Below are 20,844 nucleotides of genomic sequence, written 5' to 3'. Positions count from 1 at the left end.
CACCGACCGGGACGTAAGGAGAGGCCATGTGCGGGATCGTCGGATACATCGGGAGGCGGGAGGCCGCCCCGCTGCTGCTGGAGGGCCTGCAGCGGCTCGAGTACCGGGGCTACGACTCCGCCGGACTGGCGATCCACGCGCGCAACCCCGGGCTGAAGTCCGCCAAGGCCGCTGGCCGGGTGCGGGATCTGGAGAGCCGGCTCCCCAAGCGCTTCTCCGGCACCACCGGCATCGCGCACACCCGCTGGGCCACCCACGGCGCGCCCGACGACGCCAACGCCCACCCGCACCTGGACGCGACGGGCCGGGTCGCCGTCGTCCACAACGGCATCATCGACAACGCCTCCGACCTCCGTGCCCGGCTGGCCGCCGACGGCGTCACCCTGGCCTCCGACACGGACACCGAGGTGCTCGCGCACCTCATCGGGCGCTCCACCGCGGAGACCCTGGAGGCCCGGGTGCGGGAGGCGCTGGGACACATCGAGGGCACGTACGGCATCGCGGTGCTGCACGCCGGCTTCCCGGACCGGATCGTGGCGGCCCGGAACGGCTCCCCCGTGGTGCTCGGCATCGGCGAGCACGAGATGTTCGTCGCCTCCGACGTCGCCGCCCTGGTGGCGCACACCCGGCAGGTCGTCACCCTGGACGACGGCGAGATGGCCACCCTCACGGCGGACGACTACCGCACCTGCACCACGGAGGGCTCCCGCACCGCACCCGCGCCGGAGACCGTGGAGTGGGCGGCGGAGTCGTACGACCTGGGCGGCCACGACACGTACATGCACAAGGAGATCAGCGAGCAGGCGGACGCCGTGGACCGGGTGCTGCGGGGCCGGATCGACGACCGGTTCGCCACCGTCCACCTCGGCGGGCTGAACATGGACGCCCGCGAGGCGCGCGGCGTGCGCCGGGTGAAGATCCTCGGCTGCGGCTCGGCCTACCACGCGGGGCTGATCGGCGCCCAACTGGTGGAGGAGCTGGCCCGGATCCCGGCGGACGCCGAGCCGGCCAGCGAGTTCCGCTACCGCAACGCCGTGGTGGACCCGGACACCCTCTACGTCGCGGTGAGCCAGTCCGGCGAGACCTACGACACCCTCGCCGCGGTGCAGGAGCTGAAGCGCAAGGGCGCCCGGGTGCTCGGGGTGGTGAACGTCGTCGGCTCGGCGATCGCCCGGGAGACGGACGGCGGCGTCTATGTGCACGCGGGACCCGAGGTGTGCGTCGTCTCCACCAAGTGCTTCACCAACACCGCGGTCGCCTTCGCCCTGCTCGCCCTGCATCTGGGCCGCATCCGGGACCTGTCGGTGTCCGACGGCAGGCGGATCATCGCGGGGCTGCGGCGGCTGCCGGAGCAGATCGCGGAGATCCTGCGCGGCGAGGAGGAGATCCGGCGGCTCGCGGCGGAGTACGCGGAGGCACGGAGCATGATGTTCGTCGGCCGGGTGCGCGGCTATCCGGTCGCCCTCGAGGCGTCGCTGAAGCTCAAGGAGGTCTCGTACGTCCACGCCGAGGCGTATCCGGCCTCGGAGCTCAAGCACGGGCCGCTGGCGCTGATCGAACCCGCCCTGCCCACGGTCGCGGTGCTCCCGGACGACGATCTGCTGGAGAAGAACCGGGCCACGCTGGAGGAGATCAAGGCGCGCGGCGGCCCGATCCTCGCCGTCGGCCACGAGCGGCAGGAGAAGGCCGACCACACGCTGGTGGTGCCGCGGAACGAGCCCGAACTGGACCCGGTGCTGCTGGGCGTGCCGCTCCAGCTCCTCGCCTACCACACGGCGCTGACGCTGGGCCGGGACATCGACAAGCCGCGCAACCTGGCCAAGTCCGTCACGGTGGAGTGACGCCCGGGGGCGGCGTCCCGCGTCTCCCCCGGCACGCCGAAGGGGAGGCGGGTCCCCGTGCGGGCCACCAACCGCACGGGAGTCCGCCTCCCCGAGCGCCGGCGTCGCCCATTACGCCGGCGTGTGCCGCCGGCAGCGGGACCGTCACCTCCCGGCCGGCAGCGCGCTGCCTTCTATATGCCCGTCACAAGCGCACAATCCACCTCCCGGAGGGGGTGGATTTCCGTACGCCGCCGCCGCGTTGCGCGCGAGAGACCCGGGGTGCCCCCGGACGGCCCCGGACGGCGGACACAGCGGGCAGGCCGGGGCCGGGCCGGGAAGCGCGGCTCAGGAGGTCACGGAATCACGACGACGGGGCGCTGCGCGCGCCGGGCGAGGCGGCCCGCCACCGAGCCGAAGATGCGGCCCACCAGACCGTGGGTGGAGCCGACCACGATGGCGTCGGCCTCGTACTCGTGGCCGACCTCCTCCAGTTCGTGGCAGATGTCTCCGCCGCGCTCGACCAGGACCCAGGGCACCTCGGCCAGGTGGTCGGCACAGGCGAGTTCCAGGCCGAGCACCTCGGTGCGATGGTCCGGCACGTCCACGAAGACCGGAGGCTCGCAGCCCGCCCACACCGTCGTGGGGAGCCGGTTGGCGACGTGCACGATGATCAGCCCGGAACCGGTGCGCCGTGCCATGCCGATCGCGTACGCGAGGGCGCGCTCACTGGAGGTGGAACCGTCGAAGCCGACGACCACCCCGTGCTGGAACGCGGGATCACACCCGTGGCGCTCGCTCTCCGCCGCCTCAGGCGTCACCGTGGGGTCGGCGACCTGCTTGCGGTCCGCTGGTTCGGGGATCTCGTGTCCTGCCATGAGGTGTCTCGGCGAAGTCAGCCCTCTGCGGAGGGAACGGCTGCTGACGGGTGGCTGAGCGAGCGGGATGCGACGAAGAAATGGCCTTTCTTTACCCTTTACCCCCAGGGTACGGCGGCACTCCCGCCGTGCCCAGGGACCGTGGGAGATGCCGGCGGGCGCGTGCTGACCCCGGAGCATGCCCCAGCGAACCGCTTCGCGCAATGCCGCCCCGCGGTCCTTACAGCCTTCGGGGGGCACGGTTTCGTCGTGTGCGCCCCCCACTGAACACCGGGGCCCCAAGGGCACCCCGGGCGCCCCCGAGAAGCCCGAAGAACCCCGAAGAACGCAGCGCACTGCGCCGCGCGGGGACCTCGCCCCCGCACCGCGTGGCACCCCATGACACACTGGAAGCACCCGATGGCCCACGGTGACGCACCGCGCCGGGCCCGGCACACCGCCGCCGCGCGCGACGGCACGCCGGGCACCGGCCCGCGCCGGGTCCGACCAGCCCGGCGCCCGGTGCACGGAGCGACGCGCGGCGGCAGGCGGCGGCAGCGCGGCAGCAGGACAGCGGAGGGCCGTCGGGGGCGCGCGGGGAGCACCCGGCGCACGCGAAGGGGGCACACACACCAAGGGGGCGCACACGCCAGGAACAAGCCGCCCGGACGGCGGAGGACCGCCCAGGTGGGACCGCTGTTTTCGGCCAACTTCCGTACGTGGTAGACCCCTTGGGGTCGACCATCCCCAAGGCCCCTGCGACCAGGGGAGGAAAGGAGCACTCGGGCGGTGTGCACCCTACGACGGTGGGGCAGGGAGGGCATGCGTACTACCCAACGGCCCCACCGAGTGGAACGCTTCGTGATCGAATGCTTTACGCCAAGTTGCCATGTCGACATAGCGTCGGCTGCTGAAGTGGTCACGGCGACCTCGTCAGACACAGTAGATTCGATCTTGGCTATCGCCGCGGGGGAGAAGTGCAGGACCGAGAGGACGCGACGATTGAGGGGGGCTTAGGTCCGATGAGCCAGGACTCCACGAACGGTCCGGCGATCACCCGCAAACTGGCCGCGCGCCGCAGGCGCGAGATCGTCGCCGTGCTGCTGTTCAGCGGCGGGCCCATATTCGAGAGCTCGATCCCGCTCTCCGTCTTCGGCATAGACCGGCAGGACGCCGGCGTCCCCCGCTACCGGCTGCTGGCCTGCGCGGGCGAGGACGGCCCGCTGCGCACCACGGGCGGCCTGGAGCTGAGCGCGCCGCACGGCCTGGACGCGCTCTCCCGGGCCGGCACGGTCGTGGTGCCGGCCTGGCGCTCGATCACCCAGCCGCCGCCCGGGCCCGCCCTGGAGGCGCTGCGCCGGGCCCACGAGGAGGGCGCCCGCGTCATCGGCCTGTGCACCGGCGCCTTCGTACTGGCCGCGGCCGGGCTGCTGGACGGCCGCCCGGCCACCACGCACTGGATGTACGCGCCGACCCTGGCCAAGCGCTATCCCGCGGTCCACGTCGACCCCCGCGAGCTCTTCGTGGACGACGGCGACATCCTCACCTCCGCCGGCACGGCGGCCGGCATCGACCTGTGCCTGCACGTGGTCCGGACGGACCACGGTGCGGAGGCGGCCGGCGCGCTGGCCCGGCGCCTCGTGGTCCCGCCGCGGCGCGGGAACGGCACCGAGCCCGGGCACCCCCGGCACCTGGACCGCTCTTTACCGGAGGAGATCGGCGCCGACCCGCTGGCCGAGGTCGTCGCATGGGCGCTCGAACATCTGCACGAGCAGTTCGACGTGGAGACGCTGGCCGCCCGCGCGTACATGAGCCGCCGCACCTTCGACCGGCGTTTCCGTTCGCTCACCGGGAGCGCTCCCCTGCAGTGGCTGATCACCCAGCGGGTGCTCCAGGCGCAGCGGCTGCTGGAGACCTCGGACTACTCGGTGGACGAGGTCGCCAACCGCTGCGGCTTCCGCTCCCCCGTGGCGCTGCGCGGGCACTTCCGGCGCCAGCTCGGCGCCTCCCCGGCGGCGTACCGGGCCGCCTACCGGGCACGCCGCCCGGACGGCGACGGCGCCACCCCGCGCGTCCCCGAGGCCCGTGCGGAGAGCGGCCACGGCGAGGTGCGCACGCCGCGCGACCCGGACGGGCTGCCGGGCCGCCCCGAGGGCCGGCGGGAGCCGGGAAAGCCCGAGTCGGACGCCTACGCCCCGCGGCTGCCGCGGCAGCGGGGCCGCGGGCCCACGCGGTCGGGAGGACCGGGCGACGTAGGGTGACCCCATGAACGATCGCATGGTGTGGATCGACTGCGAGATGACCGGGCTCTCGCTGTCCGACGACGCGCTCGTCGAGGTGGCCGCGCTGGTCACCGATTCGGAGCTGAACGTGCTCGGCGAGGGCGTGGACGTCGTGGTCCGCCCACCGGAGCAGGCGCTGGCGTCGATGCCGGAGATCGTGCGCACCATGCACACGGCCTCCGGCCTGCTCGCCGAGCTGGACGGGGGCACCACCCTGGCCGAGGCCGAGGAGCGGGTCCTCGCCTACGTGCGCGAGTACGTGCCGGAGGCGGGGCGCGCCCCGCTCTGCGGGAACTCGGTGAGCACCGACCGGGGCTTCCTGGCGCGTGACATGCCCGCACTGGACGCGCATCTGCACTACCGCATCGTGGACGTCTCCTCGATCAAGGAGCTGTCCCGGCGCTGGTATCCCCGGGCGTACTACAACAGCCCGGAGAAGAACGGCAACCACCGCGCGCTCGCCGACATCCGGGAGTCCATCGCCGAGCTGCGCTACTACCGCGAGGCGGTCTTCGTCCCGGCTCCCGGCCCGGACGCCGACCGGGCGCGGGAGATCGCCGCGCGCCATGTGGTCACCCCGCTGAAGCCGCACGAGGACGCGTAGCCGCGCTGCGCGGGCCGGGGCCGGGGGGCGGTGGCCACCCGGCCTACTCGGTCGAGTGGGTTCCGGGCTCCCCGCGGGCGGCCGGGGCCCCCGGGGGAAACCCGTGCGCGAGCACCCCCGCCGACCCTGTACACTCTTTCTCGGCCGGTGGGGGAACGCCGCCGGTCATGGTGGATGTAGCTCAGTTGGTAGAGCACCTGGTTGTGGTCCAGGATGTCGCGGGTTCAAGTCCCGTCATTCACCCTCCACGGGAGCGGCCCGTGACCAGCGGAAACGCCGGTCACGGGCCGCTTCGCGTCCCCGGGCGGCCGCCCCTGCGAGCCCGGCACCCCCGTGACCGGGCTCGCCCGGGCGGTCCGCCCGCGGCCCGGCGGTGAGTCCGCGGACGTCCGCCGGCTCACCGCCGGGGTGCGGGCGGCGCCTGCCGCGCCTCCGGGGGCGCCGCAGGCCCGGGGGGCGCCGCGGGGTCCCCGCGCCAGTGCCCGACGAGCTCGGCGTACAGCGGGGAGGCGGACAGCAGCGTCTCGTGGGTCCCCGTGACGGTCCGCTCGCCGTCCAGGACCAGGATCCGGTCGGCGCGCAGCGCGGAGCTGATCCGGTGCGCGATGACGAGCAGCGTCGTCCCGGGCCGGGCGGCGAAGCCCTCCTCGGCGGTGGCCTCGGCCGCCGGGTCGAGATGGCAGCACGCCTCGTCCAGCACGACCAGCCGGGCCGGCGACGCGTGGGCCCGGGCCAGGGCGATCAACTGGCTTTCGCCGGCCGAGAGTTCCGGTCCGTCCAGGCCCACCGGGGCGTCCAGGCCGCCGAGCCGGTTGACAAGCGCCCCCGCGCCCACGGCCCGCAGCGACGCGGTGAGCCGGGCGTCGTCGGCGTCCGGGCACAGGTACCGCAGGTTGTCCCGCACGGTGCCGGTGAACACGTACGCCTCCTGCGGGATGAGCGCCACCTCCCGGCGCAGCACACGTCGTTCGGCCTGGTGGGCCGGGACGCCGCCGATACGCAGCGCTCCGCCGTCCGGCGCGGCCAGCCCGGCGACGAGTGACGCCAGGGTGGACTTCCCGGCGCCGCTGGGGCCGACGACGGCGAGGTGGCCCCCGGCCGGCACGGTGAGGGTGAGCCGGGAGATCACCGGCCGGGCCCGCGGCCCGTAGGCGAAGCTCAGCTCCTCCGCGTGCAGGTCCGGTCCGGCCGGGACGCCCCCGGACGCCGGGGTCCGGGCGGGCTCCTCGCTCGCGGCGGCCAGGCTGCGCAGGACGGCGTCGAGCTGCGTGCCCCAGGTGCCGAGCACCCGGACCAGCGCCCGCAGCGCCGGTTCGACCTGGGTCACCAGATAGGTGACGGCGCCGACCAGCGCACCCACGGTCAGGCCGCCGTGCCGCAGCAGCCACGGCGCCGTGGCCAGCACCACCAGCACCGGGAGCCAGCCGCCGGCGGAGGCCAGCAGCGTGGTGCCCGCCGTCGTACGGGCCACGGCCAGCGTCGCCCGCGCGTGCTCGGCGACGCAGCCGGCGACCTCCGCCTCGACCCGGTTCCGCGCCCCGCAGGCGACCACGTCGCGCATGCCGCCGTAGGCGCTCTGGGCCCGCCCGGTCATCCGTTCCTCGACGGCCAGTTGCTCCCGGCGCCGCCGGGCGAGCAGCCGCAGCCGCGGTACGCACAGCAGGCCGGTCAGCACGACGGCGGGCAGGGCGATCGCGGCCACCGGCGCGGCCAGCGCGGTCAGCCCGGCCAGCGCCATGAGCAGCGTCGCCCCGAGCTGGCGGGCGGAGCGCAGCAGCCCGGCGACGAGCGCGCGCACCGTCTCCGTCTGCCCGGCGACGCGGGCGATCGCCGCGCCGTCCTCCCGGTGGACCCCGGTGGCCGCGGCGCGCCCGAGGGTCCCCCGCACCACGCCGGTCACCAGTTCGTCGCGCAACGGCTCGGCCAGGTGACCGAGGCGCGGGGTCAGGGTCCTGGTCACCGCGGCGCCGGCCAGCATGAGGGCACCGAGCAGCCCGAGCCAGGCGAAACCGGTGCCCACGTCCCCGGCGAGGAACCCGCGGTCCACAGCCGCGGCCACCAGCAGGCCGGAGCACAGGGCGGGCAGCGCCTCCAGGAGGGACCACCCGGCCACCGTTGCGGCCGCCGCCCGGTGACGGCGCAGGAAGTCTCCCAGCAGGCGCCAGCCCGGCGCGGCGGTCAGGCGCGCGGGCACGACTGCTCCTTCGCCGGGCTCCCGCCGGAGGCGGCCGGCCGGGTCCCCGGCCCGGGGGGCCGGGTGCCGCGGGCCCCGAAGAGGGCGCGGTAGGCGGGGTCCCGCCACAGGTGCGGGTGCGGGCCGGTGGCCCGCACCCGCCCGTCCTCCAGCCAGACCACCGTGTCGGCACGGGCGGCGGTCTGCGGGCGGTGGGCGACCAGGAGACGGGTGCGGCCGTGCCACGCGGTGCGCAGCGCCGCGTCCACCTGCGCCTCGGTGGCGGTGTCCAGGCTGGAGGTGGCGTCGTCCAGGACGACGACGACCGGATCGTGCAGCAGCGCACGGGCCAGGCCGAGCCGCTGGATCTCACCGCCGGACATCGGGGCCTCGGCCAGCGGGGTGTCGTAGCCGTGCGGCAGCCGGCGGACGAAGTCGTCGGCGCGGGCGGCCCGGGCGGCCGCGACGATCTCCGGCTCGGAGGCGCCGGGGCGGGCCAGGGTGAGGGCCTCGCGCACGGTCCCGCCGAGCAGGGCGGGTCGCTCGAAGGCGTAGCCGACGGCGGCGTGCAGGGCCGCGGGGCCCAGCTCCCCGGCCGGGACCCCGTCGAGGAGGACCGCACCGGCATCCGGGTCGCGCAGCCTGCCGAGCAGCGCGGCCAGGGTGCTCTTGCCGGAGCCCGAGCGGCCGACGAGGGCACAGGCGGTCCCGGCCGGGATGTGCAGGTCGACGGAGTCGAGGACGGTGCGCCCGGCGGTCCGCACGGTGACCCCGCGCAGCGTCACGGCGCCGCGCCGCGGCGCCGGGGGGACGTCTGCGGCGCGGGGGGTGCCGGGTGCGCCGGAGGGCTGGTCGAGGATCTCCGCCACGCGGCGGGCGCCGGCCGTCGCCGTACCGAGGGAGAACAGCGCGTCGAGATGGTCGAACGCGCCGAGCGCCAGCGTGGTGTAGCCGACCACCGCGGTCAGTTGGCCGACGCTGATCCGGCCGTCGACCAGGGCGTGGCCGGCCAGGGCGAGCACCAGCACCTGGATCGCCGGGAAGAGCAGACCGGCCTGCCATCCGGTGTCGCGTTGCAGGCGCCAGGTGCGGTGCCCGGTCTCGGCCAGCTCCGGCAGCGGCTCCAGCACCCGGGAGACCTCGGTGGCGACGGTGCCGCCGGCTGCGACGGTCCGCGCTCCGCCCATGGCCTCGGCGAAGAGCGCGGAGAGCCGGCCCTGGAGCTCCTGGTAGCGCAGGAACACCGGGGAACCACGGTGTACGAAGAGCCGGATGATGAGCAGGGCGGGCGGCAGCACCAGCAGGAAGGCGGCGCCCAGCCGCCAGTCGACGACCCACAGCGCCACCACGGCGCCGCACGAGGTCAGCAGGGACGTTCCGGCGGTGACGAGCGTGGATCCCGCGGTGCCGGCCTGGGCGCAGCCCCCGGTGAGCCGGCTGGTGAGGTCGCCGGCGGGGAAGCGCTGGGTGCCGGGCAGCGCCGCGTCGAAGACCCGGCCGCTGAACCGGGTGCGCAGTACGGCGGTGGCGCGGGCGTCGAAGCCGCCGGTGGCCAGTGCCCGCAGGCTGCCGGCGAGGGCCGTGGCGACCAGGGCCACCGCGAACCAGGCGACCGGCACTGTGGCGGGGCCTCCCGAGACGACGGCGTCCAGCGCCGCCGCCAGGGCGCCGGGCAGCGCGAGCGTGGCGGCCGACGCGGTCAGGGCGGAGAGGGCGGCGAGCGTCATCCAGCCGCGGGCCCGGCTCACGGTGTCGAGGATCAGTCGCCCGGGGGACGTCAAGGTGGCCTCCGCGGAGGGTCGTCGAGGGGACTGCGGTGCGTCGCGGCCGGTCGCGGGACCGGAGCACACACGGTGTGCCGCCGGCCCCGCGACGGTGCCGGACGGGGTGTTACTCGATGATGCTGGTCCAGGAGCAGGTCCAGGTGCAGGTGGAGGCGCAGATGCCGAGTTCGGCTTCCTCCTCCTCGCCCTCCAGGGTCTGCAGCGCGTCGACCTCGATGGTGATCACGGTGTTCTCCTTCCGGTGTGCGGTGGGTGGAACGGGCGGTGTCACTCGGCGATGCTGGTCCAGGAGCAGGTCCAGGTGCAGGTGATGCCGCAGGGCCGGAGCTCGGCCCCCTCCTCGCCCTCCAGGGTCTGCAGGGCGTCGACGTCGATCGTGGTCATGTTCACCTCCTCGAGGGAGTCCGGTGGTCGTCCACCGGCGGCGCCGGCGGTGTCCCGGGACGCGGATGCGGCCGGGAGTCTGCGGGGAGCGCGGCGGGCGGGTGCGCTCCGGTGGTGAGAAAGCCGGTCAACCGGGCGGCGAGGGCCGGGCCGTCCGCCGTCTGCAGCGGGTGGTGCCCGGCGCCGCGCACCTCGGCGTAGCGGAAGTCGGCGGGCTCCCGGCGCCCCAGGTCGAGCAGCCGGCGCCGCAGCGCGCGGGACTGGCCGACGGGCACGTTGCCGTCCCGGTCGCCGTGCACGATCAGCAGCGGGGCGCGGAAGTGCCCGGCCAGCGCCCATGCGTCGGGCGCCCCGGCCGTGTCCCGCCGGGCGGCGTGCCGGTCGACGAGCGCCCGGGTGGCCGGGCCCGCCTCCGCGTAGAGCCGGGCCACGGACAGGAAGGGCGCGACCACGGCACACCGCGACCAGGCGTCCGGTTCGGTGCCGAGCGCGAGCAGGGCCAGGAAGGCGCCGTAGCTGGTTCCGTAGAGGGCGGGCGCGGGGGCCGCCGGGCCGCGGCGGGCCCGCAGCGCCCGTACGAGGTGACGGATGTCGGCCAGGTCGGGGCCGCCCCACGCCCCGTGAATGGCCGCCGCGTGCCCGGGACCGTAGCCGGTGCTGCCGCGCTGGTTGGGTGCCACGACGGCGCACCCGGCGGCGGTCAGCCGGTGCAGCAGCGGGTCGTACCGAAGCTGCCACGCGGCCTCGGGGCCGCCGTGCAGGGCGACGACGAGCGGCCCGCCGGCCCGCCAGTCGCCGTGGCACAGCGCGGGGATGCCGCCTCCGGGGCCGTGGAACCACTCGGTCCGCACTGGGGCCCGGCGCGGGCGGGAGGCGCGGAGGCGGGGCTCCACCGACCCGTCCTGACGCACCGTCACCACGTCGGTCGGGTGATCGGGGTGGGAGTAGGCCACGTGCAGCCCCTCCGCGGACCAGGCGGCGGCCGGGCCGAGCGCGCCGGCCGGGAGCGAGGTGGCGGAGAGCGCGTCGGCGGCGACGTCGTAGTGCACAAGGTCCGCACCGGCGCCCCGGGTGACCCGCAGGGCGATCCGTTCCCCGGCCGGGTCCGCGGCCAGCGGCAGGACGGCGGCGTCCATCCCGTTCAGCCGCGCCGGGAAGCGTACGTCCGCGGGGTCGGCCGACGGGGCCACCCCGAGCCGCAGCGGCCCGCCGGCACCGCCGGTGGCACGGGTGGCGTCGGAGGCGTCGGAGGCCACCAGCAGCAGCCCGCCCTCCGGCGCCCCCGGCGCGGTCAGCAACAGCCGGTGTGCCCGGGCGCCGGGCGGGGAGGGCAGCGGGGCCCAGGACCCGTCGGCGAGGTCCACGGCGACCGGGCCCGTCGTCCCGTCCCGCCGCAGGTCGGTGCCGAACCGCCGCCCGGCGGTGTCCAGCCAGTGGACCGCGCCCGTGCGGCCCGGCAGCCCGGCCGCCCGCACCAGCCGCAGCGGCTCGTCACGGACCCGCCACACCGTGGTGCGGCCGTGCGGGTCCGTCTCCAGGGCCAGGGCCAGGCCGCCCTGGCGGGGGCTCGGGCACAGCCGGAGCCCCCGGGCCCGGACCGTCAGGGTCCGTGCGGGACGGTCCGGCTCCGCCGGGTCCACCAGGGCCAGTTCGTGCCGGTCCGCACCGGTGCGGAGCAGCAGCAGGCGGCCGTCGGCGGTGGGCACCGGCTGGGTCCGGGTGGTCTCGGCCGACGGCAGCTCGCGGTAGCGGGGGCCGCCCGGGCGGGCGGCCCGCAGGTCCCACCAGGCCGGGACGGGACCGCCGTCCTCCGTGGTCACCAGGCCGGCGGCGTACCCCGCGGGCTCGGAGAACCGGATGCTGATCCGGTCGGGCGGCGGCGTCATACCGTGTCCGCCAGGAGCGCCGTGGACGGGGACGAGGCCCGCAGGTCGCCCTCCGGCAGCCAGAGCCGGGGGCCGCCCTCGCGCAGCCGCAGCAGCAGGGAGACGACGCCGGCCAGCCCGGTCTGGTAGCAGGCCGAGACCGTGCCCATCGTCTCGTCGGGCACGACCAGCAGGCCGTCCCGCAGCACGTTGCGCGCGTGCACGCAGGCCGCCAGGTCCCGGGCCCAGCGACGGTAGCGGGGCTCGTCGCAGGCCGCGGCCAGATCGAGCAGGAACTCGGCGTCCCCGGCCAGGCCGTGACAGACGACCGGCGGTGACTGCCACACGGAGCGGCGTACGGCTGCCGCCCCCAGCTCCGCGCCCTCACGGAACCGCTCCTGGCCGGTCGCCCGCCACAGCCGGACGAGGAAGGTGCCCACCCCGGAGGCCCCGTTGCACCAGTGCACCGCGCGCTGCGGCCCGTCGGCCGCCCGGTCGCCCGCGGGCCAGTGCGCCCGGCCGCCCTCGACGTGGGCGACACGCAGCAGCGTCTCGCCGGCCCGCTCCGCCGCGCCGGTGAAGTCCTCGCGGTCCGTGGCCAGCCCGGCGGCCAGCAGGAAGGCGCCGATGCCGGCCACCCCGTGCGCGAAGCCGAACTGCCGCGCTCCGGCGAGATGGGAGGCGAACGTCGCGGGCACCGGCCAGATCAGGCCCGCCGGGTGCTCCTCGGCCGCCGCGAGGACGCCCTCCGCACAGGCGACCACCCGCTGCCGGAACTCCGTCTCCCCGGTGACCCGCCAGCAGTGGAGCTGGGCGAGCCCGGCTCCCGCGGCGCCGTGGCACACGTCGCGGTTCGGCCACTCCACCGGCACGCGGCGCGCCAGGTCGAGCGCCGACCGCTGCGCCGCGTCGTCCCCGAGGAACCGGCCGGCGTCCAGCAGCGCCCAGGCGGTGCCGCTACGGCCGAAGTAGAGCCCGGGCAGCAGCGGGCTGCCCTCGGGCAGGCCCCCGCCGGACGGGGAGAGCCGGTCGCGTACCCACTGCGCCACCTCGGCGGCCGCGTCCCGCACGCCGGGATGCGGACGGGCGGAGGCGGCGGCCCGGGTGAGGACGGCGAGCACGCCGGCGGCGCCGTGCTGGACGTTGAGCGGGTCGTTGGTGGCCGCGAACCCCTCCAGGGGCCAGAGATGGCCGTCGCGGCCCGTCGACCGGGTGGTGAGCAGGTGGGTGAGACCGTCGGCGATCAACCGGTCCCGGTCGGCGTCGGCGAACGGGAGTTCCGGGGGTTCCTGCGCCGGCCCGGCCCCGTCCGGCGGTGGGCCGGCGGTCCGGCGGCCGAGCCCGGTGAGGAAGTCCTCGACCCGGTCGAGGGACCAGCGGTCCGCAGGGTCGGCGGCGGTCAGGGCGAGGAGCAGCGGCAGCAGGGGTGCGGCCCAGGGGTGGTCGGCCAGGGCGAGGCCGGCCAGCGGCGCCGTCCGTTCGTCCGGCGGGCGCGGCACCGGGGTGTCCGGGGCCGCCACCAGGTCCACACCCGCCACCAGGTGCAGCAGGACGGCGCCGAGGCTGTACAGGTCCGCACGGTGCTCCGGAACGGTCAGGGCGCCGGGGGCGGCCCCGGCCACCTCGGGCGCTCCGTAGCCGGGGGTGTAGGCACGCCGCGCGGCCTCGCCGGCCGGGGCCAGCAGCTCGAGGTCGATCACCCGGACCCGCAGGTCGGGCAGGACCATGAGGTTGTTGGGGTTCAGGTCGCGGAGCACGTAGCCGAGCGCGTGGATCTTCCGTACGGCTGTGACGAGTTGCCCGGCGATGCCGAGGAACTCGGCCATGCCGCGGCCGGGGTGTGCCGCCACCCAGGCGCGCAGCGAGGTGCCGGGGACGTGTTCCTGGACGAGGAAGTGGTTCGGCCCCTGGGTGAACGACGCGAGCGCCCGCGGGCCCACGTCGAGCCCTTCGAGTGCCTGGAGCATGGCCTCCTCGTGGCGCAGGGCGTCCCGTTGGTCCGTACCGTCGACCCGGCCCGCCACATGGGGTCTGGCTTCCTTGATGACGACGTCGCGGCCGGTGGTCTCGTCCCGTCCCAGGTAGACGCCGCCCTTGTAGGCGTGCCGGAGCGCCTTCCGGACCAGGTACCGCCCGGCCAGGCGCACCGCCGTGGCCCGTACGGGGGCCTTCGCGGGGGCCGGGGCGGCCTCGGCGCCGTCTCCGGGCGCCGCATCCCGGCCGCCGCCCCCGGCAGGCGGCTCCCCCGCGCTCTCCGGGAACGGCGCTGGGGCCCAGGACGGGGTCGTCACCCACGCCCGGCGCTCGTCCCGCTCCAGCGTCCCGTCCGGCCGCCGGAGCATGACCTCCACGGTGCCGTCGTGCGTGAGCGTACGGACGCCGTGGAAGGCGCCGAAGCGGTAGTGGACCAGGCTGCCCGGCCGGTACTGCCGGTCCGAGAGGATGCCCGGCCCCCGCATCCCGTCGGTGACCTCGTGCAACCGTGCGGCCAGCCGGCGAAACCGTGTGTCGTCGTCCGGGTAGACGGTGAGGAACTTGCCGCCCCCGCCGCGGTCGGTGCGGGCCCCCGTCAGCTCGGCGACCCGGTCGACGGTGCCGGCGAACTTGAACGACGCCCGCTCGGCGAGCAGCACCTCGCTCGCCAGCGTGAGCACCAGTGCGGCCGACAGGGGGGTGGCCGACAGGTGCAGTTTCCAGCCCTGCTCCCGGGGCCGGTGGTCCGGCGGCCGCACATGGCACCAGAAGCCGCCACGCCGCACCTCCCAGCCGTCCGCCCCGTGACGGTCCAGTGCGCCCTGCACGATGCCGGGCAGCAGGTCCGGGCTGGAGAGCAGCGCCGGCCGTGCGTCGCCCGGCGCGTTGTGACGGTCCACTGCGGCTCCTCCTGGGACTGCGCACCACCGGCGCGGCCGCGTGTGGCACGGCGCTACCGGGGGCAAGACGGCCGAGGTGTTCTTGCTAGGGAACGGCGGGATGGAATAGAACTCATTCGTGCGTGCGCGAACGCTCTGAGTGGTCGTGCCGCGTGCACGGGGGCGGCCCGGTTCTCCCCGGGGCTCCCTCGCCACGCCTGAGACTAGGAGAGCCGGGCACGTCGCTGTACCCGCCTGTTCGGGGGGCTGGCGCGCGTCGGTGGGGGAGGTTAGGTGTTACGGACCCGGTCGGCGGCCGAACGCGCACGGGCCTTCGTCGCGCTCGCCACGATGCTGTACCGGGTGAGTCACCTCACCGCGGGCCTCTCCGCAGTCCTCCGGCACCACGGAAGCAGGCCGGAGCAGTGGCTGGTCCTCGGCGTCGCGCTGGGCACCAGCGTCCTGATGTACGGCACCGTCCGGGCGCACCGCCGGCTGCCGGAACGGGCGACCTGGTGCGACGTCCTCGCCACCGGCTGCCTGCTGCCGTTCGTCGCGATGGAGTGGGGCGGGGCCGGGGAGGCGTCGTCGCTGGCGTGGGTGACGCTGCTGGGCGGCTCGGCCAGCGCGGCGGCGGCCGTGGCGCTGACCCGGCTGGCGGCGGTCGTGACGGCCGTCGCCCTGCTCGGCGTCACGCACACGGCTGCGTACCTGGCGGTGGACGCCCCGTGGAACGTGACCGGGGGGCACCTCAACTCCCTGGTCTTCTCGGCTGTTCTGGCGCGGGTCTTCTGGTGGTACCTGGGCCGGGAGGGCGACCGGCTGGACACCGCGAACCGGCGCGCGCTGGCCGCCGAGGTGCTGCGCGCCAAGGACGCCGAACGCGTCGCCCACTACCGGGCGTTGCACGACACGGTCCTCGCGACGCTCACCGCCCTCTCGCAGGGCGGGGTGGACGCGAACTCCCCCGAGGTGCGGCGCCGGTGCGCCCGGGACGCCGCCTATCTGCGGCGCCTCGTCGCCCGGGGCGGGAGCGCTGCGGAGGAGCCGGGGACGGACGTCTTCGCCGCGCTGGAGGAGGCGGTGCGCTCGGCGGAGTCCCTCGGCCTGCGCGTGACGGCCATGTACCACGGGAAGCCCTCGGTCCCCGGCCATGTGGTGCAGGCGGTGGCCGCCGCCGTCACCGAGGCCTTCAACAACGTGCACCGGCATGCCGGGACCGAGCACGCCTTCCTGACGGTCACCGGCCTGGCGGGGAGTCTCACGGCCACCGTGGTGGACCGCGGCCGCGGCTTCCTGTCCGGCGGGGCGCCGGAGGGGACGCCGGGGGGCTTCGGGTTGCACAGGTCCGTCCATGCACGCATGCGGGAGATAGGAGGCTGGGCAGAGGTGGACAGCCGGCCGGGAGAGGGGGTCCAGGTGGCCTTACGGTGGCCGAGATGATCAGCGTGGCCGCGGTCGACGACGACCGGATGCTCCTGGACGGGCTCACGTCGTGGCTCGCCGGGGTTCCCCATCTGCGGCTGGTCGCGCGGACCGCGACCGTGGGCGAACTGCTCGCCGGCGACGGGCCGGCGGCCGACGTGGTGCTGCTCGACCTCGTGCTGCGGGACGGGGTCGAGCCCGCCGCCAACATCCGCCGGTTACGGGAGGCCGGCAGCCGGGTGCTGATGATCAGCACCGTGCCGGACCACGCTCAGATCGTCGGTGCCGTCGCCGCCGGTGCCGACGGCTATCTCACCAAGGACCACGACCTGCCCACCCTCGTGGCCGCGGTCGAGGAGGTGGCGGCCGGACGTACCGCGCACTCGCCCGAACTCGCCTTCGCGTGGGCCCAGGACAGCGCCCCCACGCGCCCGCGTCTGGCCCCGCAGGAACTCGCCGTGCTGCGTCACTACGCCTCGGGGCTCACGCTGAAGGCCACCGCACGGCGGGCCGGCATCAGCCCGCACACCGCCAAGGACTACCTCGACCGGGTGAAGGAGAAGTACCGGCAGGCCGGACGCCCCACCCACACCAAGATCGACCTGTGCCACCGCCTCCGGGAGGACGGCCTGGGGTAGAGCCGCACTCTCCGTGACGAAGGCCCCGGGCCACGGGAAGCGGCACGGGGCCTTCGCCGCCGTCCGGGACCTGCCCGGACGGTCACGGCGCCGGGGAACCGGTCACAGGATGCGCACCCCGCGTTCGGCGAGGTACCGCACGGGGTTGATGTCCGAGCCGTAGCCGCGCTTGGCGCGGACCTCGAAGTGCAGGTGCGGACCGGTGGTGCGCCCGGTGTTCCCCGACTTGCCCAGCAGGGTTCCGGCACGCACGTGGTCGCCCTTGTCGACGTGGATCTTCGACAGGTGTGCGAAGAGGGTGTACTTGCCGTCGTCCATGCGCACGGTGACGGCCTTGCCGTACGAGCCCGAGCGCCCGGCGAAGACGACCTTGCCGGAGCCCACCGAGCGGACCGGGGTGCCGACGGGCACGGCCAGGTCGATGCCGGTGTGGTGACCCGCCCGCCACCTGCCGCGGATGCCGTACGGGGCGGAGACCTTCACGTTCGCCACCGGGCGGGCCCAGGAGCCGGGGGGCCCGGCGGGCCAGCCGCCGTAGACCCGTGGCAGGTTCGCCTGCCAGGAGCCTCCGACGGCGTCCGGCTCGCTGAAGGCGACCGTGCTGCCGGGGCCGGCGGGGTCCGCCGGGTCGTCCTGGACCTGTGGGGCGCGGGGGAGCCCGGAAGCCGACGGGGCGTGGGGGGCGTGGGGGACCTGCGTGGGTATGGCCGCTGCGGGGGACGCCAGGCCCCAGGACGCGCCGACGCACAGGGTCGTCGTGACGGTCCCGCAGACCACGCGGCGGAGTGCTGCTCTGGGGCGTCGAGTTGCTGCGTTCATACCTGCGAGGAAACGGCAGCGGGTGGGCACCCGCATCCGGGGGCTGTCCACAGGGGTGACGGTGTGCCAGCACATGTGGCCGTCGCTGCAGGTCGAGTTGTGTTCCGGGCCACGGGTTCGCGGACGGTGACACCCCGCACGGAGCGCATCGAACGCCGGACATGGAAGGCCCCGGTCCGGCCCGGCGTGGGTGCCAGGGGCCGGACCGGGGCCGGTCGTGCCCGGTCAGGGGTGCGCGTGTGCCCTACTCCCCGAAGAGTTCGGCGTACGTACCCAGGGCGAGGGCGATGTCCGCCTGCGCCCAGAACCGGTGGTAGGTGAACGACGGCGCCTCACCGCCGTCCAGGTAGTTCTGGACCTTGGACCAGGCCGGATCGTCCTGGTAGAAGGACCGGATCGAGGTGAAGGTGGAGTCCGCGTCGATGGTGTCGCCGTTCGGCATCACGCCGGTCCAGCCCTCGGGGACGTAGACCGGGTCGTCGAACCGCTCGTAGTCGGCACGGGTCTCCGGCACCGCGATGCCCAGGTCGTCCTCGTGCGCCTGCATCGCGTCCAGCAGCCCCTTGGCGGTGGTCCGGGCCTGCTCGTCACCGCTGGCGGCGGCGTAGTAGGTCAGGATCTTGGCGTACGCGGCGGCCACGCCCACGTCGTTGGTGTAGTCCTCGACGGTGACGTGCAGATCCGCGTTGGCGCCCGGGGCGTCCGGGTCCCAGGTGTCCGGCTGGCCGCTCCAGCTCATGGTGCTGGGGAACTGGAAGCCGTCCGCGGAGACGGTGGTCTCCGACAGCGCCCAGTCGACCCACTTGGCGACGACCTCGCCGGCCAGCGCGTCACCGGTCTGGTGGTGGTACTCGGCGACCCGCTCCATCGACCACGCCTGGAAGCCGAACCACTGGTTGGACGGCGGGTCGTGGTAGACGGGCTTCTCGTCGTAGTACATGCCGTAGAAGGTGGAGGTGCCGGCCGGCGGGCTGGCGTAGCGGCCCTTCCAGCTGTTGGTGGCACCGCCCGCGATGGCGCCCTCGTCGGACTGGAGCCAGCGGTAGAACTCGATCTGCCGGTCCAGGCTCTTCGCCCAGTCGTCGCCCGCCGTGGCGGACTCCGGCACCAGGGGCTCGTAGGAGCTCAGGGCGTAGGCCGCCATCGGGTTCTGGTAGCCGCCGTGCGCGTGGCTGGAGCCGATCCGCCAGGACCAGCCGGCGGAGGAGTCCAGGGCGCCGCCCCAGGCGTAGTACCAGTTCAGCAGGTAGTGGGCGCTGTCCTTGCCGGAGCCGGCCGGGCAGCTCGGCGAGGTGCAGCCACCGATCTTCTTGAAGTACTTGTCGTACATCGCGTAGCGCAGGTAGTCGCCCATCTTCGCCGCCTTGGCCACCGTGCCGGCGACCTGCCCGCCGTTGCCCTGCTCCTTGGCCCACTTGTCGGCCCAGTACGCGGCCTGCACCGCACGGGCGTCGGCGTCGGGGGCGTTGGTGAACTTCCACTGCTGGGCGTAGGAGGCGTCGCCGGTGAACAGGTCCAGGTAGCCGTTCTCCCCGCCGTAGGTGAAGTTGTCACAGGTGGGCTGCGGCACGGTCTCCCAGACGGACTCCTGCGGGCCGCGCTGGAAGGTGTTGATGTACGACGGGCCCTCGTCGTCCGGACCCGCCTGGCAGTTGCCGGGCGAGTTGCCGTAGCCGTACACGTTGTCCACGTCCTGCAGCCAGTGCATGCCGTAGATGTCGTCCGTGCCGTAGGTGGTGCTCAGCTCGCTCGCGATCGGGTCCTGACCGACGCTGACCGAGCTGTCGAGCTGCGACGGGTACTGCGAGGGCTCGTCCAGCTCGGGGGCGTAGGTGGCCGGCGAGGAGGGCGAGTAGAAGCCGTTGGTCGGCTGGTCCTCCGAGGTGGGGATCATGTAGGTCTCCATGGTCTCCCAGGCCTCGTTGAAGGGGGCCCAGTCGCCGGTGACCTTGCCGTACATGGCCTCCAGCCAGATCAGGTAGCTGTACGCCTCGGACGTCGTCTCGTGGCCGTGGTCGGGCGCCTCGACGATCAGCGTCTCGACGGAGTGGTACGGGATGCCCTCCGGCGAGAGATAGCCGTTGTCCGGGTCCATGATCTTGGCGTACTGCTCGAGGAAGCGCTCCTCGTACGCCCCGGACGCGCCGCCGATCTGGGTGGCCGTGAACTCGACCGGGTCCAGCCCGGACGCGCGCACCGTGAAGGTGGCCGTGCCGCTGCCGGTGTCGTCGGCGGCGAGGGTCACCTGCTGCTCGGTGTCCCAGTTCGACGGCGTGAAGGTCAGGGAGGAGCCGGCGGCCACCGAGAGACCGGTGTTGCCGTCGGTGTGCTCCACGGTGGCGGTGACCTCGGACTCCGGAGCCGCGGTGAGCCGGACGCCGACCTGCGCGGTGTCCCCCGGGGAGACGGAGACGTGCTGCGGGGTGACGGTGAAGGCGGGCTCGGTGGGCTCGGGGTCCTCTCCCCCGCACACCACGCCGTTCAGGGCGAACGAGGTGGGGGCGGTGTTCTCCCCGCTGTAGGTGAAGTTGGCGCCGGGGGTGACGGTCCCGCCCGGGGGGATCGTCGCGTTGTAGGAGACGTTCTCCACGGTCACGGTCTGCCCGGACTGGCTCCAGGAGCCGCTCCAGCCCTGGGAGAGCTGCTGGTCCCCGGAGTAGTCGTAGGTGAGGGTCCAGCCGTCGACCGGCTCGGAGCCCTCGTTGGTGATCGCGACCGCGGCGGTGAAGCCGCTGCCCCAGTCGTTGACGCTGTAGTCGACGGCGCAGTCGATCTCGGCGGCCTGCGCGGTGCCGTCCAGGCCGCCGGTCAGGCTGAGCGGCAGTGCCAGTGCGGCTGCCGCCGCCACCAGCAGCCGTCTCGCTCTTCTTCGGCCGGCCCGGCGGGCCGTGCCCGGTGACGCTCGCATGCGGTGGGTCCTCCTCGCAGCTCGGGATGGGGAGCGACGATTGCGCGGAACAGCCCGGAACCACGGAGCCGGACTGTGCGGAACGAGCTGAGCAAGCTGAGCAGTGCGACCAATGGGAGCGCTCCCACAATCGGCGAGGACATGTCATCCGTCAAGAGACTGAACAGAGTTCCTCCGTGACGGGCGGATTACCCGCAAGTTTCTGAAGACATCTGGCGCAGGCGCCGCCGTTGGCGCTACGTTCATAGACGACCAGTGGGAGCGGTACCACACGCACCGTACGCCGGGGACCGGCGGACGACGGGCGTGCGGAGGCCGCCCCGCAGCACCACAGCGCCTCCGCGTGATCCCCCGTTCCGGGCGGTCGCGGGCCGTCATCTCCGGAAGCGGCCCGTCTCCCGGCGTCCGGTCGGCCGCCGTGCATCCGTACGGC

At 74.8% G+C, this 20,844-nt stretch carries 14 protein-coding genes and 1 tRNA gene; 6 read left to right on the top strand and 9 right to left on the bottom strand.

Going from position 1 to position 20,844, the window contains the following annotated elements; all coding sequences use genetic code 11:
• Positions 1 to 26: 26 nt before the first annotated feature.
• Positions 27 to 1,841: a glutamine--fructose-6-phosphate transaminase (isomerizing) gene (gene glmS / locus HOY81_RS16500; protein ID WP_237321181.1), complete on the top strand. Its 1,815-nt coding sequence runs from the start codon at positions 27 to 29 to the stop codon at positions 1,839 to 1,841.
• Positions 1,842 to 2,176: 335 nt separating this feature from the next.
• Here the strand turns inward: glmS and HOY81_RS16495 are convergent, their stop codons facing one another.
• The gene (locus HOY81_RS16495; RefSeq protein ID WP_237321180.1) at positions 2,177 to 2,698 is read right to left on the bottom strand and encodes a universal stress protein; all 522 of its coding nucleotides are present in this window, start codon (positions 2,696 to 2,698) and stop codon (positions 2,177 to 2,179) included.
• Between the two features lie 1,001 nt (positions 2,699 to 3,699).
• Here HOY81_RS16495 and HOY81_RS16490 point away from each other — a divergent pair.
• The 3 genes from HOY81_RS16490 (at position 3,700) to HOY81_RS16480 (ending at position 5,807) form a co-directional block, all read left to right on the top strand.
• Positions 3,700 to 4,938 carry a helix-turn-helix domain-containing protein gene (locus HOY81_RS16490; RefSeq protein ID WP_237321179.1) on the top strand — a complete coding sequence of 413 codons (1,239 nt, stop codon included), beginning with the start codon at positions 3,700 to 3,702 and terminating at the stop codon, positions 4,936 to 4,938.
• A 4-nt stretch (positions 4,939 to 4,942) separates the two neighbouring features.
• A complete protein-coding gene (orn, locus tag HOY81_RS16485) occupies positions 4,943 to 5,563 on the top strand; it encodes an oligoribonuclease (protein WP_237321178.1) in 621 nt (206 codons plus the stop codon).
• A 169-nt stretch (positions 5,564 to 5,732) separates the two neighbouring features.
• Positions 5,733 to 5,807 (top strand) — tRNA-His (locus HOY81_RS16480).
• 153 nt (positions 5,808 to 5,960) lie between these two features.
• Here the strand turns inward: HOY81_RS16480 and HOY81_RS27690 are convergent.
• The 6 genes from HOY81_RS27690 to lanL form a co-directional block, all read right to left on the bottom strand.
• Positions 5,961 to 7,757 (bottom strand): ABC transporter ATP-binding protein, encoded by a 1,797-nt coding sequence (locus tag HOY81_RS27690; RefSeq protein WP_237321177.1) that lies wholly within the window; start codon positions 7,755 to 7,757, stop codon positions 5,961 to 5,963.
• Positions 7,742 to 9,517: an ABC transporter ATP-binding protein gene (locus HOY81_RS16470; protein WP_237321176.1), complete on the bottom strand. Its 1,776-nt coding sequence runs from the start codon at positions 9,515 to 9,517 to the stop codon at positions 7,742 to 7,744. Before HOY81_RS16470 ends, HOY81_RS27690 begins: the two co-directional genes overlap by 16 nt.
• Before the next feature lie 109 nt (positions 9,518 to 9,626).
• Positions 9,627 to 9,746, bottom strand: coding sequence for an ALQxL family class IV lanthipeptide (locus HOY81_RS16465; RefSeq protein ID WP_237321175.1), 120 nt, complete (start codon positions 9,744 to 9,746; stop codon positions 9,627 to 9,629).
• Between the two features lie 41 nt (positions 9,747 to 9,787).
• Positions 9,788 to 9,904, bottom strand: coding sequence for an ALQxL family class IV lanthipeptide (locus HOY81_RS16460; protein WP_237321174.1), 117 nt, complete (start codon positions 9,902 to 9,904; stop codon positions 9,788 to 9,790).
• Between the two features lie 2 nt (positions 9,905 to 9,906).
• Positions 9,907 to 11,790 (bottom strand): S9 family peptidase, encoded by a 1,884-nt coding sequence (locus tag HOY81_RS16455; protein ID WP_237321173.1) that lies wholly within the window; start codon positions 11,788 to 11,790, stop codon positions 9,907 to 9,909.
• Complete coding sequence (gene lanL / locus HOY81_RS16450; protein WP_237321172.1) at positions 11,787 to 14,642, bottom strand: class IV lanthionine synthetase LanL; 2,856 nt, start codon at positions 14,640 to 14,642, stop codon at positions 11,787 to 11,789. The genes HOY81_RS16455 and lanL overlap by 4 nt, the downstream gene beginning before the upstream one ends.
• A 273-nt stretch (positions 14,643 to 14,915) precedes the next feature.
• Here lanL and HOY81_RS27425 point away from each other — a divergent pair, with 273 nt between their 5' ends.
• Positions 14,916 to 16,064 carry a sensor histidine kinase gene (locus HOY81_RS27425; protein ID WP_272892901.1) on the top strand — a complete coding sequence of 383 codons (1,149 nt, stop codon included), beginning with the start codon at positions 14,916 to 14,918 and terminating at the stop codon, positions 16,062 to 16,064.
• On the top strand, positions 16,061 to 16,684 hold the full coding sequence (locus HOY81_RS16440) for a response regulator transcription factor (protein ID WP_237321190.1): 624 nt from the start codon (positions 16,061 to 16,063) through the stop codon (positions 16,682 to 16,684). The genes HOY81_RS27425 and HOY81_RS16440 overlap by 4 nt, the downstream gene beginning before the upstream one ends.
• Positions 16,685 to 16,786: 102 nt before the next feature.
• On the opposite strand, the gene HOY81_RS16435 is transcribed toward HOY81_RS16440, so the two are convergent.
• Both HOY81_RS16435 and HOY81_RS16430 read right to left on the bottom strand, forming a co-directional pair.
• Positions 16,787 to 17,461 (bottom strand): M23 family metallopeptidase, encoded by a 675-nt coding sequence (locus tag HOY81_RS16435; protein WP_237321171.1) that lies wholly within the window; start codon positions 17,459 to 17,461, stop codon positions 16,787 to 16,789.
• A 286-nt stretch (positions 17,462 to 17,747) separates the two neighbouring features.
• Positions 17,748 to 20,411, bottom strand: a complete 2,664-nt coding sequence (locus HOY81_RS16430) for a glycoside hydrolase family 48 protein (protein WP_237321170.1) — start codon at positions 20,409 to 20,411, stop codon at positions 17,748 to 17,750.
• Between the last annotated feature and the right edge of the window lie 433 nt (positions 20,412 to 20,844).

The sequence above is a fragment of the Streptomyces sp. JJ36 genome (assembly GCF_021696945.1).
Lineage (GTDB): Bacteria > Actinomycetota > Actinomycetes > Streptomycetales > Streptomycetaceae > Streptomyces.
Note: the sequence above shows the minus strand (reverse complement) of the source record. Positions and strands in the feature narration are given on the sequence as shown.

Excerpts from the sequence above, each read along its gene's own strand:
- HOY81_RS16495 (WP_237321180.1), bottom strand. The coding sequence starts at position 2,698 with ATGGCAGGACACGAGATCCCCGAACCAGCGGACCGCAAGCAGGTCGCC.
- HOY81_RS16460 (WP_237321174.1), bottom strand. The coding sequence starts at position 9,904 with ATGACCACGATCGACGTCGACGCCCTGCAGACCCTGGAGGGCGAGGAG.
- HOY81_RS16455 (WP_237321173.1), bottom strand. The coding sequence starts at position 11,790 with ATGACGCCGCCGCCCGACCGGATCAGCATCCGGTTCTCCGAGCCCGCG.
- glmS (WP_237321181.1), top strand. The coding sequence starts at position 27 with ATGTGCGGGATCGTCGGATACATCGGGAGGCGGGAGGCCGCCCCGCTG.
- HOY81_RS16430 (WP_237321170.1), bottom strand. The coding sequence starts at position 20,411 with ATGCGAGCGTCACCGGGCACGGCCCGCCGGGCCGGCCGAAGAAGAGCG.
- HOY81_RS16440 (WP_237321190.1), top strand. The coding sequence starts at position 16,061 with ATGATCAGCGTGGCCGCGGTCGACGACGACCGGATGCTCCTGGACGGG.
- HOY81_RS16490 (WP_237321179.1), top strand. The coding sequence starts at position 3,700 with ATGAGCCAGGACTCCACGAACGGTCCGGCGATCACCCGCAAACTGGCC.
- orn (WP_237321178.1), top strand. The coding sequence starts at position 4,943 with ATGAACGATCGCATGGTGTGGATCGACTGCGAGATGACCGGGCTCTCG.